13 protein-coding genes and 1 pseudogene are annotated in these 14,326 nt (G+C 60.2%); 6 read left to right on the top strand and 8 right to left on the bottom strand.

Features of this window, described 5'->3' with window-relative positions:
* The first annotated feature begins 24 nt into the window (after positions 1-24).
* The 3 genes and pseudogenes from C0058_RS14225 (at position 25) to C0058_RS14215 (ending at position 1,169) form a co-directional block, all read left to right on the top strand.
* Entirely contained in the window at positions 25-501 is a 477-nt protein-coding gene (locus tag C0058_RS14225; RefSeq protein WP_008435010.1) for a hemerythrin domain-containing protein, read from the top strand.
* A 167-nt stretch (positions 502-668) separates the two neighbouring features.
* A pseudogene (locus C0058_RS33045) lies at positions 669-782 on the top strand (general stress protein); the annotation flags it as partial.
* A 66-nt stretch (positions 783-848) separates the two neighbouring features.
* Entirely contained in the window at positions 849-1,169 is a 321-nt protein-coding gene (locus C0058_RS14215; RefSeq protein ID WP_087692413.1) for a hypothetical protein, read from the top strand.
* Between the two features lie 4 nt (positions 1,170-1,173).
* On the opposite strand, the gene C0058_RS14210 is transcribed toward C0058_RS14215, so the two are convergent.
* Together C0058_RS14210 and C0058_RS14205 are read right to left on the bottom strand one after the other, a co-directional pair.
* The gene (locus C0058_RS14210; RefSeq protein WP_102368859.1) at positions 1,174-2,373 is read right to left on the bottom strand and encodes a lysozyme inhibitor LprI family protein; all 1,200 of its coding nucleotides are present in this window, start codon (positions 2,371-2,373) and stop codon (positions 1,174-1,176) included.
* A 78-nt stretch (positions 2,374-2,451) separates the two neighbouring features.
* Positions 2,452-3,510: a YhcG family protein gene (locus tag C0058_RS14205; protein WP_102368858.1), complete on the bottom strand. Its 1,059-nt coding sequence runs from the start codon at positions 3,508-3,510 to the stop codon at positions 2,452-2,454.
* 180 nt (positions 3,511-3,690) lie between these two features.
* Here C0058_RS14205 and C0058_RS14200 point away from each other — a divergent pair, with 180 nt between their 5' ends.
* A complete protein-coding gene (locus C0058_RS14200; protein WP_003207391.1) occupies positions 3,691-4,347 on the top strand; it encodes a metalloregulator ArsR/SmtB family transcription factor in 657 nt (218 codons plus the stop codon).
* Positions 4,348-4,608: 261 nt separating this feature from the next.
* Here C0058_RS14200 and C0058_RS14195 read toward each other — a convergent pair whose 3' ends face one another.
* Entirely contained in the window at positions 4,609-5,625 is a 1,017-nt protein-coding gene (locus C0058_RS14195) for a hypothetical protein (protein ID WP_102368857.1), read from the bottom strand.
* A 94-nt stretch (positions 5,626-5,719) separates the two neighbouring features.
* Positions 5,720-6,625 carry a LysR family transcriptional regulator gene (locus C0058_RS14190; protein WP_003207388.1) on the bottom strand — a complete coding sequence of 302 codons (906 nt, stop codon included), beginning with the start codon at positions 6,623-6,625 and terminating at the stop codon, positions 5,720-5,722.
* Between the two features lie 208 nt (positions 6,626-6,833).
* Between C0058_RS14190 and C0058_RS14185 the strand changes: the two genes are divergently transcribed.
* Positions 6,834-7,562, top strand: coding sequence for a helix-turn-helix transcriptional regulator (locus tag C0058_RS14185; protein WP_158213527.1), 729 nt, complete (start codon positions 6,834-6,836; stop codon positions 7,560-7,562).
* A gap of 6 nt (positions 7,563-7,568) precedes the next feature.
* On the opposite strand, the gene C0058_RS14180 is transcribed toward C0058_RS14185, so the two are convergent.
* From C0058_RS14180 to C0058_RS14170, 3 genes are all read right to left on the bottom strand, one after another.
* Positions 7,569-8,885: an OprD family outer membrane porin gene (locus tag C0058_RS14180; RefSeq protein ID WP_003207383.1), complete on the bottom strand. Its 1,317-nt coding sequence runs from the start codon at positions 8,883-8,885 to the stop codon at positions 7,569-7,571.
* A gap of 238 nt (positions 8,886-9,123) precedes the next feature.
* Positions 9,124-9,627, bottom strand: a complete 504-nt coding sequence (locus C0058_RS14175; RefSeq protein ID WP_003207381.1) for a FadR/GntR family transcriptional regulator — start codon at positions 9,625-9,627, stop codon at positions 9,124-9,126.
* Between the two features lie 73 nt (positions 9,628-9,700).
* Positions 9,701-11,833 (bottom strand): FUSC family protein, encoded by a 2,133-nt coding sequence (locus C0058_RS14170; RefSeq protein WP_087692419.1) that lies wholly within the window; start codon positions 11,831-11,833, stop codon positions 9,701-9,703.
* Between the two features lie 254 nt (positions 11,834-12,087).
* On the opposite strand from C0058_RS14170, the gene C0058_RS14165 reads away from it, so the two are divergent.
* A complete protein-coding gene (locus C0058_RS14165) occupies positions 12,088-13,035 on the top strand; it encodes a LysR family transcriptional regulator (RefSeq protein WP_003207376.1) in 948 nt (315 codons plus the stop codon).
* Here C0058_RS14165 and ispC read toward each other — a convergent pair whose 3' ends face one another.
* Positions 13,036-14,277, bottom strand: a complete 1,242-nt coding sequence (gene ispC / locus C0058_RS14160) for a 1-deoxy-D-xylulose-5-phosphate reductoisomerase (protein ID WP_102368856.1) — start codon at positions 14,275-14,277, stop codon at positions 13,036-13,038.
* Between the last annotated feature and the right edge of the window lie 49 nt (positions 14,278-14,326).

The raw sequence follows: 14,326 nt of genomic DNA, 5'->3' as shown, positions 1-14,326 counted from the left end.
TTCGCTACCCGTGAGGTGTCACCCATGAATGCCATTGATCTTCTCAAGGCCGACCACGAACGCGTCAAAGCCATCCTGAATCAACTCAGTGAATCGACCGAGCGCGGCGTAAAGAAGCGCACTGAGCTCCTGGCCAAGCTGGAAATGGAAATCAGCCTTCACACCCGCCTTGAGGAAGAAATCCTCTACCCGGCTTTTCGCAAGGCCGGCGGCAAGGATCAGGAAATCATGTACCACGAGGCCAAGGAAGAACATCGCACTGTCGACTCCCTCGTCCTTCCGGACCTGAAGCAGACTTCGCCCTCCACCACCGAGTTTTCCGGCCGGGTGAAAGTCGTCAAGGAACTGTTGGAGCACCATATCGAGGAAGAGGAAAGCGAGATGTTCCCACAGGCCAGGAAGCTGTTGGGCAAGGCCTTGCTGGAAGAGCTGGGCGCGGAGATGGAAGCGATGAAAGCCGCGCACAAGAAAGCACCCGGCGCGAAGCCAATGGCGGCTTGATGTCCATTCGTCGCATGCCTGGAAACTATTTCAAACTTTGAATTGGCTGGAGGATTCCCAATTAGGCAACACCATTGATTCGCTCATCATTGAGGGTTTTCAAAATGGCTAATAGTGGAAAAACTACCCCAGGTGCTGGTCACAAAGACCAGAAAGACACAAACCGTAAAAGCGGTGGCCAGGGTTCAGGCGGCAACTTCGCCAATGACCGCGAGAAGGCTTCTGAAGCGGGCAAAAAAGGCGGGGCTCATAGCCACGCCCCAGGCTCCAAGAAGTCTTGATTGAGGCGTCGCCGAAGCCTGGATGTGCTCCGGGCTTCGGTCCCCATCGCCAAGAGGGATTGAGTCATGAAGACCAGCATTTCCCAAAGGATCGTACTTGTCGTCAGCCTGGCGCTCGTTCTGTATGCCCCCGCCTACGCAGCCTTCGGCGACAACACTGCCCCCGAGGCGCCCGCCCTGAGCGGCAACAGCGCTCCTGGCTCGGCACTGCCGCCCGGCACCTATCCCAGCAGCCCGTCCGGGGCTGACAGCAGTGGCAACAAGGACGCTGAAACGAAAGCACCTGCACCGTCTAAAACCGTGAAGAGCACGCGCCATAAAGGCACCTCGACCCAGCATCCCGGTACCAAGACCGGCAAAAAGGCCGTGCCAGAATCGGGCAGTTGACCGATTAGTTCTCGCTGGGGCCGCCGATAAAGTCCAGGCGCAGGTTCATCCACTGCCGAACGATTTCCCGGGCTGCTTGCCTGGCATCAGCAGCAGAGAAGCCGCGCTCGCGTTGCAGCCAGTCACTCGTCGCTTGCCGTGCGGGCTCAATGGCGGCCAGCGCTTGCTGGCGTTGCCTGGCAGGCCACTGTTTATCCGCGCCCCAGTTGCGCAGGGCTGATTCCGGGTCCTGGGCCTGCGCTGCGGTGCCTGGCTGGAGAAACAGCCGAGGCGAAGCGGTGGCCTTGAGGGAAAGCGTGTTCCAGTCGGCGTAGCTGGCAAAGCGGATGGTGCCTTCGTTCTGCGATGCAGTGGACAAAGGCGCGGTAAATGAATCGTCCAGCCGCTTCCAGGCCGGCTGTGCAAACAGATCACCCTGTGGGGCACAAATCGGCGCAAAGCTGTCGCGGGTGGAGCCGTACAATGACCCGAACGACTCATACGCGACCTCACCCTGCCGGCTGAAAACGAAACAGTGCACATACGGGCGTTGGTCGGCGTACATCTCATACTGTTGGCGCTCGATCATCATGCGCAGCAAGGTCAACATCACCCGGTCACGGCTGACAGCAGGATCATTCTGCAGGTCCTGCCAGATCGACCAGGGAAAACTGTCCTCCTTGAGTGCTATGAGAACCTGCTTGCGATTCTCCTCTGCCTCATTCTCCGTAACGCCACTATCAGGTTCAAAACGCTGCAGGTAGACCAACCAGGCGGCGGCCAGATCGTTCATCGGGTAGCGCCGAAGCCCTTCTGCTGCCTGGGCTGGATGGTACGGAATACTGGCAATGATTGCGTCAAGGGCTGCGGTGTCTTTGTGAGTGATGGTTCCCACCTCGACCACTCTCTGGCTCAGTTGGGATTGCAGGCAGCCGGGCAATTGTTCCGGGGTACCGGCACACGCGTTGCGAGTCTGCAACCACGTGCGCTGGCCACGGCGCAATTCGTCGCGCTGGTCGGGTGCCAGTTTGGCCATTGCCTGGCTGTAGTACAGGCCCAGCGTAGTGTCGAGTTCGCTTAATTCAGGGCTGGCGCAAATAGCCTTTTCCACCGTGGTGGAGGCCTTTTTACAATCGAAGGACGCGCCACTGGCAGGCATCCCCGCGCCCATCAGCACGCCAGTGAGCAACAACATTGGATAGGCAGAATGAATACGGCGGGCCATGGCTTTCCTAAGGTGAGTTCCTTTCAAGGCGCTTATTGTGCCGACGCGATTGCCAATGTCCAGCCTGCCGGCACAGTACTACGAAACACTTGCCATGGAGGGCCGATCAGTTGCCAGCTCACGCTCAATCTGTTCGATGCTCGGCAAGCTGGTTTGCAGCTCTGCAGGCAGTGATTCCACCAGTTGATACTCGGCAACACCAATGGGGCGCGAACTGTCACGCAGGGCGTATTCGGCCACTACTTCGTTCTTGCTCTTGCACAGCAGCAGGCCGATGGTGGGGCTGTCCTGTGGGTGCTTGAGCTGGGCATCTACCGCCGCGAGGTAAAAGCCCAGCTGCCCCAGATGGTCGGGTTTGAATTTGCCGGCCTTGAGTTCGATGACCACGTAGCACCTCAGCTTGAGGTGATAAAACAGCAGGTCGACGAAAAACTCCTCGCCTCCCACGTCCAGCAACACCTGCCGTCCCACGAAGGCAAAACCGGCGCCCAGCTCCAGCAGAAAATCGGTGACATGTTTGACCAGGGCGTTTTCGATTTCACGTTCCTGCGCGTCAAGGGTCAGGCCGAGGAAGTCGAAACGGTAAGGATCCTTAAGCGATTCGCGAGCCAGGTCGGATTGCGCCTTGGGTAGCAGCCCCTCGAAGTTGCTGACCGCATTGCCGCTGCGCTCCAGCAGGCGACCCTCAATTTGCATCACCAGGACGTTGCGCGACCAGTTGTGCTCGATGGCCTGGGCAATGTACCAGCGACGGGTTTCGGGCCCGGGTAGCCTGTCCAGCAACACCAGGTTATGGCCCCAGGGCAATTGTGCAGCAGCCTGTTGCACAAATTCGGAGTCCGGCCACGCCTCCGCAAATGCGCGCATGTACTTCAGGTTACGCGGCGAGAAACCCTTCATTTCCGGAAACGCTGAACGCAAATCCTGCGCCAGCCGCTCAATCACCTTGGTCCCCCAGCCCTGCCGCGCTTGCCGGGTCAGAATATCCTGGCCGATTTGCCAGTACAGCAACACCAGCTCGCGGTTTACCGCCAGGGTGGCGCGTTGCTGGGCGCAGTGGATTCGATTCTTGAGATCGGACAGCCAGTCGCTGTATCCCTCGGGTGGTGTGTTCAGGCTATCGGGGGTCTCACTCATTCCTTTTCCCTCGTGGGTTGGGCAGGCGGCCGATAGTAGCGAGGGAAAAATGCGTGATGGGCCAGCAGAATGCTTTCGATACAAATCAACTGGAACCGTACCTTCAGGCGCATCAAGGGGTGCCTCAACATGCGTGCTGTGGTCAAATGAGCCGGTCACTTCCATGGTTATTCCCGATCTATGAACGCCACACCCACCGACGACAGCCAGGCATCCACCGGGGACCGCATCCTGTTCCTGCTCAAGACCCGTGGCCCGCTGAAAACCACGGACCTGGCTGCACTGCTGGAAATCACCTCCGAAGCCGCCCGCCAGCAAATCCAGAAGTTGCAGGTCGCGCAGTTGATCGTCGGAGTATCGGCCCCCATCTCGGGTGCCGGCCGGCCCTCGTTGAAGTGGACATTGACCGAAACCGCCCAAAGCAAATTCCCCGATTCCCACAGCGTACTGACGTTGCACCTGATCGAGTCCATTGAAGGAATTTTTGGCAGCGAAGGCGTGGAAAAAGTCATCGCCAGCATGGAAGCGACGGCCAGGCACGAATACACCCAGGCCTGCTCCGCCGCGTCGACCTTGCGGGAGAAAGTCGAGATCCTGGTACAGATTCGCGAACGCGCCGGGTACATGGCGCAGATGGAGCCGCTGGACGATGGCTGGCTGCTGGTGGAGAACCACTGCCCGATCTGCGTCGCCGCCCGTAAATGCCAGGGGTTCTGCCGCTCGGAACTGCAGATCTTCCAGGCAGCCCTGGGCGATGAGAATGTGGTGGAGCGGCGCGAGCATTTGATTTCCGGGGACCGGCGCTGCGCCTACAGCATCCAGCCCCGCCGCCTGTAAGAAAGAGGCTGCGATGGGCTGCGCAGCAACCGCAATTCCAGCGCCGCAGTGTCCCGGATACACCAACGGTTCAGGATTCACGAGCGCTGCGCAGTCCATCGCAGCCTAAGCCTCACGCCGTACTCAAGCCCATTGCAGGAAGGACAGATTCCGGTGTAGTGGCGCAATGCCCACCAATCATATAACCAAGAGAGATCTTGGATAATACGTTGAGCGCTTTGAATTACACAAGCCAATACTTTTTACGGTGCCGTAAACAGCCTAAACCCTGACCCCCAGCATGCCGCTGGTAATGATGATCGTGACTATGGCGCCCATGCCGATCACCAGCCAGGTCAACAGCGAACTGCGTGACTCGCTGACATTGTGATTACGCAATACACCTCGCAAACCACAACCCAGATGCCCAATCAGCAGGAACACCGCCAGCGAGTAATGCGGCAGCAGCCGAATGCTCCATGGATCCGCCAATAACCCTACGGGCTCGGCCACGGCCCAGGCGTAATCGGTGTCGGTGCCGAAGTAACGCGCCAGGGTAAACACCGAGTTGATATGGGACGCGATAAACAGCGAGAGATAGGTGCCGGAGGCGGTCTGTAACGCGTCCAGCAGGTCGGCACGCGTGACGGTCTTCGGGCGAATCAACACCAGCCCGCTGAGAATCTGAAAGAAAAACGTGACAATGATCACCGGCTCCAGCCAGCCATTGCGATACACCCGTCGCAGCATGTCCATCACCGACTTATGCACATCGGTACCCAGTACACCCAGGAGGTGGTTGAACAGGTGCGGCGCGAGAAACACCAACAGGATCGCCACCGAGGCGATGCCGTGGGCGACACGCAGCTTGATATAGGTCTTGTCCAAGGTCACCAGGCTGGTGCTCGGGCCCGTTGACGACACCATCGCAAAAAAGCCCGCCAGCGCCAGCCACAGCCCGCTCCATACCGCGATGTCGTGGCCCTCGATTTTCATCAGGTACAGCAAGACGCCCATAAGCGTGTACGCAGGAGGCGCAGCCACCGCCAGGCACGACAAGCGTCGCGCCAGGACCAGGCGTGCGCTCATGACCGGTTGAACACCGGTGACATACACACAGGCAAACGCCAACAGCGGCACCGCATAGGCACTCAGGATCAGCGCCAGGACGACCGGGGTGCCGGCGCCTGCCACATGCGCCTGGTTACTCCACGCCAGCGCCCACGGATAATACAGCGCCGCGGCGAACGGCAGCAGCCACAGCCATTCCAGCCAGGGTTTGATAGCTTTGCTTAACATATTGATTTCCCGGTGATAAATATCACCCGGATAGTGCCCAGCCATCGCCACCCGCGACAATTAGGCACCCAGGCAAAAGCCTTTTACCCAATGGTCATGCCTGGAAGGCTTGCACCATGTAGTCGACGAACAGCTTGACTCGCAGCGGTATCTTGTCGCGCTGCCGATAGCAGATGTAATGCCCCCTGCCCCGCGCCTGCGCCGCATAACCCGGCAGCAAAACGATCAAACGCTGTTGCGCGATCCAGTGCTGCGCCTGATAGCCGGCCAGCTGTGCCACACCACCGCCGGCTACGGCCGCGAGCGCCACTAGCTCCGGGTCATTGAACAACTGGCTGTAAGGCAACGGCAGCCGTATGAACTGCCCGTCGACTTCAAACTCCCACACATGCGGCTTGCCCGACTGCGCCAGGCGAAAGGCGATAGTCTTGTGCGCCGCAAGGTCTTCCAGGGTCTGCGGGTAGCCGGCTGAGTGCAGGTACTCAGGCGCGGCGCAGGTGACGAAACTCATCGGCGCCAGTTGCCTGGCGATCACATCGGCGTCCTCCAGCCGCCCGTTGCGAATCGCGACATCCACGCGACCTTCGGCGAAATCCACATGGCGATCATTCAGATCAAATTCGAGGGTGATGTCCGGGTGGGACTTACAGAACCCAGGCAACAGCGGCGCAATGCACTTGCGCCCAAAACCCACGGTAGAGCTTACGCGCACTACGCCGGACGGCGACTGGGTAGCGTGTTTCAGCGCTTCGGTCGTGCGCAACAGATGCTCGACACTGGGCAGGCACTCTTGAAAAAACCGGCGCCCTTCCTGCGTGACCGCTACGCTGTGGGTCGTGCGTTCCAGCAGCTTGATCGCCAGTTGGGTTTCCAGGCGGGTAATGCTGCGACTCACCGAAGGCACTGAAATGCCCAGGTCGCGTGCTGCCTCGCTGAAGCTTTCGCTGGCCGCGACTTTCATGAAGGCGATGACGCCGGCGAAGTTTTTTCCGATGGACATCGGTGAGGTTTCCTTGAAGGGCGCACGCCAAAAGCATCGACAGTACCCAACCGCAAACCCAAGCGCCCTAGCCAATCCGACGGTTTTTCGGTAGGCCAAACTGCGGCTTTACAGCCCTTTTGATCTGGCACAAAATCCCTCCTTATCTAGAAAATATCGGGATCGCGCCATGCTTGAACACCCATCGATTAAGTTTGGCGCGGCCCCCGTGCAAGGTTTGGTCCGGGAGTATTTGCCCGGCTTGCGTGAACCTCACGTTCACCCGGAACACGCGCAAATCATGTACGCCATCAAAGGTTCGATGACGGTACTGACGGCCGAAGGCATCTGGGTTCTGCCACCGCAGCGGGCGCTCTGGATTCCGCCAGGTGTCAGCCACACCTTCAAGCATTCGCGTCAGGTGTCGATGCGTACCGTATATGTGCGTCAGGGCGCGGCCAGCATTCCACCGTGGGCCCGCTGCGCAGTGTTAAATGTCGGGACGCTGGTGCGCGAGCTGATCCTGGCCTGCGCGCAACTGCCAGGCGAGTACCCCGAGCACAGCCGCGAAAGCCGCCTGGGCACCGTGCTGCTGGACCACCTGGCATTGCTTGAGCAAGACGCCTTTTACCTGCCTGAACCCTCGGATAAACGCGCGGTGCGCGCCGCCAACCTGATCAAGCAAAACCCCAACGACACTCGGCCGCTCAAGGAAATCGCCTTCGAGGTAGGCGCCAGTGCACGCACCCTGGAGCGGCTGTTTGCTGCCCAGACCCGCATGGGCTTCGGCGCCTGGCGCCAACGCTTGCGGATGATGGTGGCCCTGGAAAACCTCGCGGCGGGGGAAAGCGTCAGCAGCACCGCCGCCGCGATTGGCTACGAAAGCTCCAGCAGCTTTATCGCCGTGTTCCGCTCGGTGTTCGGTTGCAGCCCGGCCAGGTATTTCGCCCAGCGTTGAGCCGGCCTACAGCAAGGGAATGCTGTAGCTGACCATCAACCGGGCTTCGTCTTTGTCAGCGCTGTCATTACCCCGCAGCACCGCACCACGCCACATGAACCCAATCCCCTTGAAGGTGCCGGCAGGAATCACATAGTCAACCCGCACGTCCCGCTCCCACTCGGTATTGTCACGACCTGCCGTGCGGATGTGGCTGCCATGTATGTAGGTGACGCTGGTCTTCAGCCCCGCCACGCCCAGGTTCGCAAAATCATAGGCATAGCTGGCCACCGTGGCCTGTTCCCCGGCGTTGACGAACTTCAACGACTGGGAGTTGGTGATCAAATACACCGAGCGGCCCTGCCCCTGGTTGATATGGGGGAAGTCACTTTCGCCCGTGGTTTTCTGATACCCCAGGCTCACCGAATGGCCTTGCAGCGAATAAGTAAACAAGGCACTCCACAGGTTATTGTCGACCTTGCCATTGTTGACGCCCGGCCCGTAGTAACCCGAGCTGACGTAGCCCTCGGCACGCCCCGCCGCACTGGAGTTCTTACCGTCCGAGGTACTGTGGAAGTAGCGCAGGTCACTCTTGAACTGGCCCACCGGCAACTGCCAGTTGTGCACCAGGCCGAAGAAGTGTTGCTGGTAAAAGTTTTCAAGATTCGCGTAGTAATACTGCAACTGCATCTGCTTGCTTACGGCGTAATCCACACCACCGTAGTAAAACTGATTGCTGGACGTGCCCTTGACCGGATCGTTTGCGCCAGCGATGGACAAGCCCTGGCCGTTGCTGGAGTTACGGTCAAGCACCTGCTCGATTTTGCCGGCGACGAGGTTGAAGTCTTTCAGGTCCTTGGAGTCCACCTGGTAGCCACGAAAAGTCTGGGGCAACAACCGGCCGTCTTCATACATCAGTACCGGCACCCGGGGCATCAGCGTGCCCACTTTCAGTTGGGTCTGGGAGATGCGCACTTTGCCGGTGACCCCGGTCTTGCTGAAATCATTGGCAGCCTTGCCATCAGACAGCGGGAAGACGCTACCGGGTGTGTTGTCCTCCCCCACCTTGCCGGCACGCCCTGACGCATCCAGCCGTACGCCGTACAGCTCTTGCAGATCCAACCCCAGGCCCACCACCCCCTCGGTGAAACCGGACTGATAATTGAACATGAAGGCCTGGCCCCATTCCCGGTCCGAGGCCCCCTTGGCATTGCGCGTGTCCTGGTTGAGATAGAAGTTGCGCAGGTCCAGGGTCGCTTTACTGTCGTCGATAAAACCCGATGCAGCCGCCTGCTGTACAACGCCGAAAGAAACGGCCAGGGCCAGGTAAGTCTTGTGGTTCATGAAGGCTCCGAACAGTGAACACGACTGTCCCGTCGACCCAGTGATGGCAGCCGTTTTTTATTGTGTGTTGCAGTGTTTTCATTCGACGGGAGGCGCGCACGATATAGGCCTGGCGGTTGTGAAAACAGCCGCCAAAACGGGCATTCACTTTTCCAGTTTTTGTAACAATGAGGACGACGCGCAGGCGTCTGGAACGGGCTTTCCACGAGGGTCTTAAGTCAACTGCGAGTACAACGACTCACGCTGCAGTGCCGTCTCGCTCCGACAGCCAGCGGAGCTTTTCCAGCATGGGATCGAACATCGCGCGTACCGCCTCGACTGCCGCGTCTTCATCGCCAAAGATAATCGCCTGGACGACTTGCGCATGGGCTTCAAGCCCCGGCTCATACAACTCGTTGTCGGCAAAAATCGCCAGATACTGGCTGTGGAACGAAGAGCTGAATGCGCGGTACATCGACTGCAAGACCACGTTGTGGGAAGCCACGGCCACCGCACCGTGCAAGGCCTGGTCGCGGTCGACGAAATCGTCGAGTTGATCCCCGAGGTTATATTCGCCACGCCGCGCCAGGGCGTGCCACAACCGGCGGATATCCTCCAGGGTGCGACGGCGCGCAGCGAGTCGGGCGGTTTCGACTTCCAGCAGGTACTGGGCCTCCAGGTGGTCGCGGATCGCGCTACGTTGTTCACGAATGCCATCGATGATCGAGGCGACCCAGGCGTGATTGCAAAGACCGGCGTACATGGGCCACTCCTGAAAGATCATGCCCCTCGAGTATGGAGATTTATGCTCACCCAGACTCCTTCCGGCCCGCCAACTAGTCGCTCGATTGCGCCACTTTTTCTCCCGGCTGGTTGTAGTGGACCAGCGGCGATTGCGGGTCGAGCAGCGAGGTGCGGATGAAGTGCAGGTAGCTTTCCACCCGTCTCAGGGCTGAAGTCTCAAAGTTCCCGGCGAATGGCTCATCGGTCTGTTGCACGCACTCAATGGCGTGCTCGACAGCCTCCAGCGCGCGCTGCAAATAACCGGGCCCAGGCTTGACGAACAACCGCACCAGTGCGCGACCCATTGCCCGGATGGCGAGGCGCCAGGGCATGCTCTCGGCGTAACAGGCCTGCGCCGGCAACCGGGCCTGCTCGCGGCGCAACTCGATGATCGCGTGCCCCACGTCCAGTACCACGAACGTCCAGCGCAGCAGGCGATGCTGCACCGATGCCCTGCCCGCCGCAAAGTTGTAGGCCTGGTTGAGCAGGTCGCGGGTGCCGCTTTCGAAACCGGAGCCCAGCGCCGGCAACGGCGCGCTGATGGCAACCACCACCTGGCGGCGCAGATCCTGTTCCAGCCGGCGCCACAGCCAAGGGCTGTTGGGTGGCAGGATAATCGCCCCCGCCGCGGCGCACACCAACATGCCAAACACCATGGCGAGATAGTCATTGATCAGCCCGTAGGGGTTGTACAGCGTCAGGTTGGCAGGCACTGAGCTGGTGCCGAAAAACACCAGCATGCCCAGGCCATAGCCGGCCAATTGCGGCCTCGCCAGCCAGAACGAACCCAGTACGATCACCGGCGCCATGACCACGCACAGCAACGGAAAACCGTCGATCATCGGGTACACGAAAAACACTTCGAAAATGCCAATCACCGCTGCCAGTAGCGTACCGCAGGCGATTTGAAACGACATGCGCCTGGGGTTGGCAGAGAACGCCGACAGGCCTACGGTCAGCGCCGACACCAGGGTCATGGCCGCGCCGCTGGGCCAACTGGTGGCAATCCACAACGTACTGAGCACCAGTAACACCACCGCGGCGCGCAACCCGGCCGCAAGGGTCGCCAGCCAGTTGGTCCGAGGTTGAAACGGTTCGTTCCATTGCTCTCGCACATGGTTGTGATCGGCGAGGGACGCATGCGTCTGGGCGTAGCTGTGCAGCTCGTCGACAAAGCGGTAGAGCAGTTCATACGCGGTGTGAAAGTCCAGCAGGTCATCGGCTACGGGAGCGGTATGTTGCAACGCCGCACGCAGGCGCCGGACCCGGTCTGGCAAGCCGGCTTTGTAGACTTTCAGTTCGGTGGACAGCACGGCCGCGTCACGGTCCGTCAATGGGTGCCCGGCGAAGGGTTTGAGCAGCTCGGCCAACGCGATCAACCCCGGATCGACGGCCTGGACCACCTCCACGCCACCGCGCAGGCGAACCCGTTCAAGCAGTTGATGCAGCGCGTTGAAACGCGTGGTGATCGCCATGAACTCGCTGTTGAGGCGGTTGATTCGCCCATTGCGCTGGCGCATGTAAGGGTCTTCGAACACGCTGACGCTGCGCATTACTTCCAGGCCAACGGCCTCGGCGATAAACCCCAGGTTGGCGCTCTCGAAGGCCGCCTGGTCACCGGTATCACGCAGGCGCTGCCGCACAAATCCGGCAAAGCGGCCAAAGCGTTGGTACAACGTGTTGCGCATCGCCACGCTGGAGGTTTTAGGCAATACGGTGGCGCTGATCAGCGTCGCGCAGACGATCCCCAAGGTGATCTCCAGCACTCGCCAGACGGCCGCCATGAATACCTGCTGCGGATGGCCCACCACGGGAAGCCCGACCATCACCGCCGTGTAGCCGGCGAGCACAAATCCATAGGCGCGGAAGTTGCGATTGCGCGCGGCACCACCGGAACACAACCCCACCCACAATGCCAGGCCCGCGAGAAACAGCTCGGTGCTCTGGGCAAACAGGGCCATCAACAGCACCATGAACGATGAGCCCACCAACGTGCCGATGAAGCGATAGATACTCTTGGCGAGGACGTGCCCGCTGTGGGGCTGCATCACGATAAACACAGTGGTGATCGCGGTGCTCGGTTGTGGCAGTTCCAGGCGCATCGCCAGCCACAGGGTCAGGTACGAGGCGATCAATACCTTGCCCAGGTAGATCCACATCACCCCATCGCTGCGGGCCCACTCCATGAAGCCCCGGCGCCAGGGCAGCGACACCAGCCAGCGGCCCGCTCTACCGGCGATATTGAAACGACGAACAGTGAGTCGAGGCACGCGACCTTCCGGCTGACGGGAAATGGGGCGGCGACTCTAGGGGCTTCCATGCGCCCCGGTAAGTCATCAGAAACGTGAATGACTGTTACGTAAAAATCCACAATAAATAGCGTTTACAGCCGTGGATGAGTTCATGCCACACTAAAAAACGTTCCACCTGGAGAGCATCGATGGACATCCTGCAGAACATGCGCATCTTCCGCTGCGTTGCCGAAGTCGGCAGTTTTACTGGCGCGGCAGTGCAGTTGAATAGCAACACCACCCATATTTCGCGCTCCATTTCCAACCTTGAAACCCACCTGCGAACCCGCCTGTTCAACCGCACCACACGCCGTACCGCACTGACCGAATCCGGCAAACGCTACCTGTTGCGTTGCGAGCAAATCCTGCGCTCCGTCGAGGAAGCGGAGCTGGAAGCCGGCGACGCCCACACACGCCCTACCGGCCAGTTGAAAGTGCACTCGATGACAGGCATCGGCCAGCACTACGTGGTGGACGCCATCGCACGCTACCGCAAGAACTACCCCGACGTGACGTTCAACCTGAGCATGAGCAACCGCACGCCGAACCTGGTCAACGAAGGGTTCGACGTGTCGATTGTGTTGGCCATTGACCTGCCCGATTCCAGCCACGTTTCACAGAAACTGGGCACGACCTACAGCATCGTCTGCGCCTCACCGTCCTACATAAAAAACCATGGTGCCGCGCAAACGCCGCAAGACCTGCTCAGCCACGCCTGCCTGCGGCTGGTCAGCCCGGTGATCCCGCTGGAAGACTGGACGTTCGACGGCCCCCGAGGCCAGGAGAGCGTCACCATCAGCAGCTCGCCGTTCCTGGTGGACTCGGTCGACGCCATGAAGACCGCCATCAGCAACGACATGGGCGTGGGCATCCTGCCGGTGCATGCGGCAATCAAGGGGCTGCGCAGCGGCACTCTGGTGCGAGTCCTGCCCGAGTACCGCCTGGAAGAACTGAGCCTGTACGCCATCTACCCTTCCCGGCACTACCTGGATGCAAAAATCAAAACCTGGGTGGAGTACCTGCGCAGTTCACTCCCGGAAGTGCTGGCCGACCATAAGGCTGTGCTGAAGATTCGCGACCGGGTCAGCTACGGCTGATCATCGCTGATAGTGCTGATTCAGCCATCCGAGTGCCCACCGGCGGGCACTGGCGTCGGCCTCCATGACGCCATACAGGTCCGTCACCGCCACCACCGGCTCCTTGTCCAGCACATGCCGGATGCACTCGGCGATCTGCATGAAGCCGATGCGTCCGTCCAGAAAGGCCTGCACCGCGACTTCATTGGCCGCATTGAGCGACGCCGGTGCCGTGCCGCCCACATCCGCCACCTCGCGCGCCAGGGCCAGGCAAGGAAAGCGCTTCTCGTCCGGTACTTCGAAATCCAGCCGGGCCACCTTGAACAAATCCAGTGGTTCAACCCCTGAATCGATCCGTTGCGGCCAGGCCAGGGCATGGCTGATGGGCGTGCGCATGTCCGGGTTCCCCAACTGCGCGAGCATTGAGCCGTCGACGTAATCCACCAGCGAATGGACGACGCTTTGCGGATGGATCACTACCTCGACCTGGGACGGCCTGGCGCCGAATAACCAACAGGCCTCGATCAGTTCGAGTCCCTTGTTCATCAGGGTTGCCGAGTCCACCGAAATCTTGCGGCCCATGGACCATTTCGGGTGAGCGCAGGCTTGGTCCGGCGTTACGTTGTGCAGTTGCGCCATCGGCGTTTGGCTAAACGGCCCGCCGGAGCCAGTCAACAGAATGCGCCGCACGCCCGCGTGGGCCAGGCCGTGTTGAGCATGGGACGGCAGGCACTGAAAGATTGCGTTGTGCTCGCTGTCCAGCGGTAACAGCACCGCCCCACTGCTGCGCACCGCCTGCATGAACAACGCACCGGACATCACCAGTGCCTCTTTGTTGGCCAGGAGGATTTTCTTGCCGGCCTCGACGGCGGCCATCGTTGCATTCAAGCCCGCCGCACCGACGATAGCGGCCACCACCGTGTCCACATCCCGGTGACCGGCGACGAATTTCAGACCGCTTTCGCCGCCCACTACCTGAGTCTGAGAGCCCTCCTCCAACAGTTGCTTCTGCAGCGTCGCCACGGCTTGCGGCGTGGGCACCACGGCGTAGTCCGGACGGTGCAACAAGCATTGTTTTTTCAACAGCTCCAGTTGGGTGAACCCGCTGAGGGCGAAGACTTTATAGCGCTCGGGGTGACGCGCGATAACGTCCAATACGTTGACGCCCACCGAACCGGTAGCGCCCAGCACGCTGATGGCTTGCAAGCGTTGACGGGTGGCGATCACCTGGCGAATGACTTTTTTGCGCGGAATAAGCGACATGACGTAATGAGCCTGACGTAGAGAAAACAGCCGCCATTAACCAAGGAAA

Source organism: Pseudomonas sp. NC02, from assembly GCF_002874965.1.
Taxonomy (GTDB): domain Bacteria; phylum Pseudomonadota; class Gammaproteobacteria; order Pseudomonadales; family Pseudomonadaceae; genus Aquipseudomonas.
Note: the sequence above shows the minus strand (reverse complement) of the source record. Positions and strands in the feature narration are given on the sequence as shown.

Coding starts and splice junctions, on each gene's coding strand:
- C0058_RS14225 (WP_008435010.1), top strand. CDS start 25: ATGAATGCCATTGATCTTCTCAAGGCCGACCACGAACGCGTCAAAGCC.
- C0058_RS14215 (WP_087692413.1), top strand. CDS start 849: ATGAAGACCAGCATTTCCCAAAGGATCGTACTTGTCGTCAGCCTGGCG.
- C0058_RS14210 (WP_102368859.1), bottom strand. CDS start 2,373: ATGGCCCGCCGTATTCATTCTGCCTATCCAATGTTGTTGCTCACTGGC.
- C0058_RS14205 (WP_102368858.1), bottom strand. CDS start 3,510: ATGAGTGAGACCCCCGATAGCCTGAACACACCACCCGAGGGATACAGC.
- C0058_RS14200 (WP_003207391.1), top strand. CDS start 3,691: ATGAACGCCACACCCACCGACGACAGCCAGGCATCCACCGGGGACCGC.
- C0058_RS14195 (WP_102368857.1), bottom strand. CDS start 5,625: ATGTTAAGCAAAGCTATCAAACCCTGGCTGGAATGGCTGTGGCTGCTG.
- C0058_RS14190 (WP_003207388.1), bottom strand. CDS start 6,625: ATGTCCATCGGAAAAAACTTCGCCGGCGTCATCGCCTTCATGAAAGTC.
- C0058_RS14180 (WP_003207383.1), bottom strand. CDS start 8,885: ATGAACCACAAGACTTACCTGGCCCTGGCCGTTTCTTTCGGCGTTGTA.
- C0058_RS14175 (WP_003207381.1), bottom strand. CDS start 9,627: ATGTACGCCGGTCTTTGCAATCACGCCTGGGTCGCCTCGATCATCGAT.
- C0058_RS14170 (WP_087692419.1), bottom strand. CDS start 11,833: ATGGAGTGGGCCCGCAGCGATGGGGTGATGTGGATCTACCTGGGCAAG.
- C0058_RS14165 (WP_003207376.1), top strand. CDS start 12,088: ATGGACATCCTGCAGAACATGCGCATCTTCCGCTGCGTTGCCGAAGTC.
- ispC (WP_102368856.1), bottom strand. CDS start 14,277: ATGTCGCTTATTCCGCGCAAAAAAGTCATTCGCCAGGTGATCGCCACC.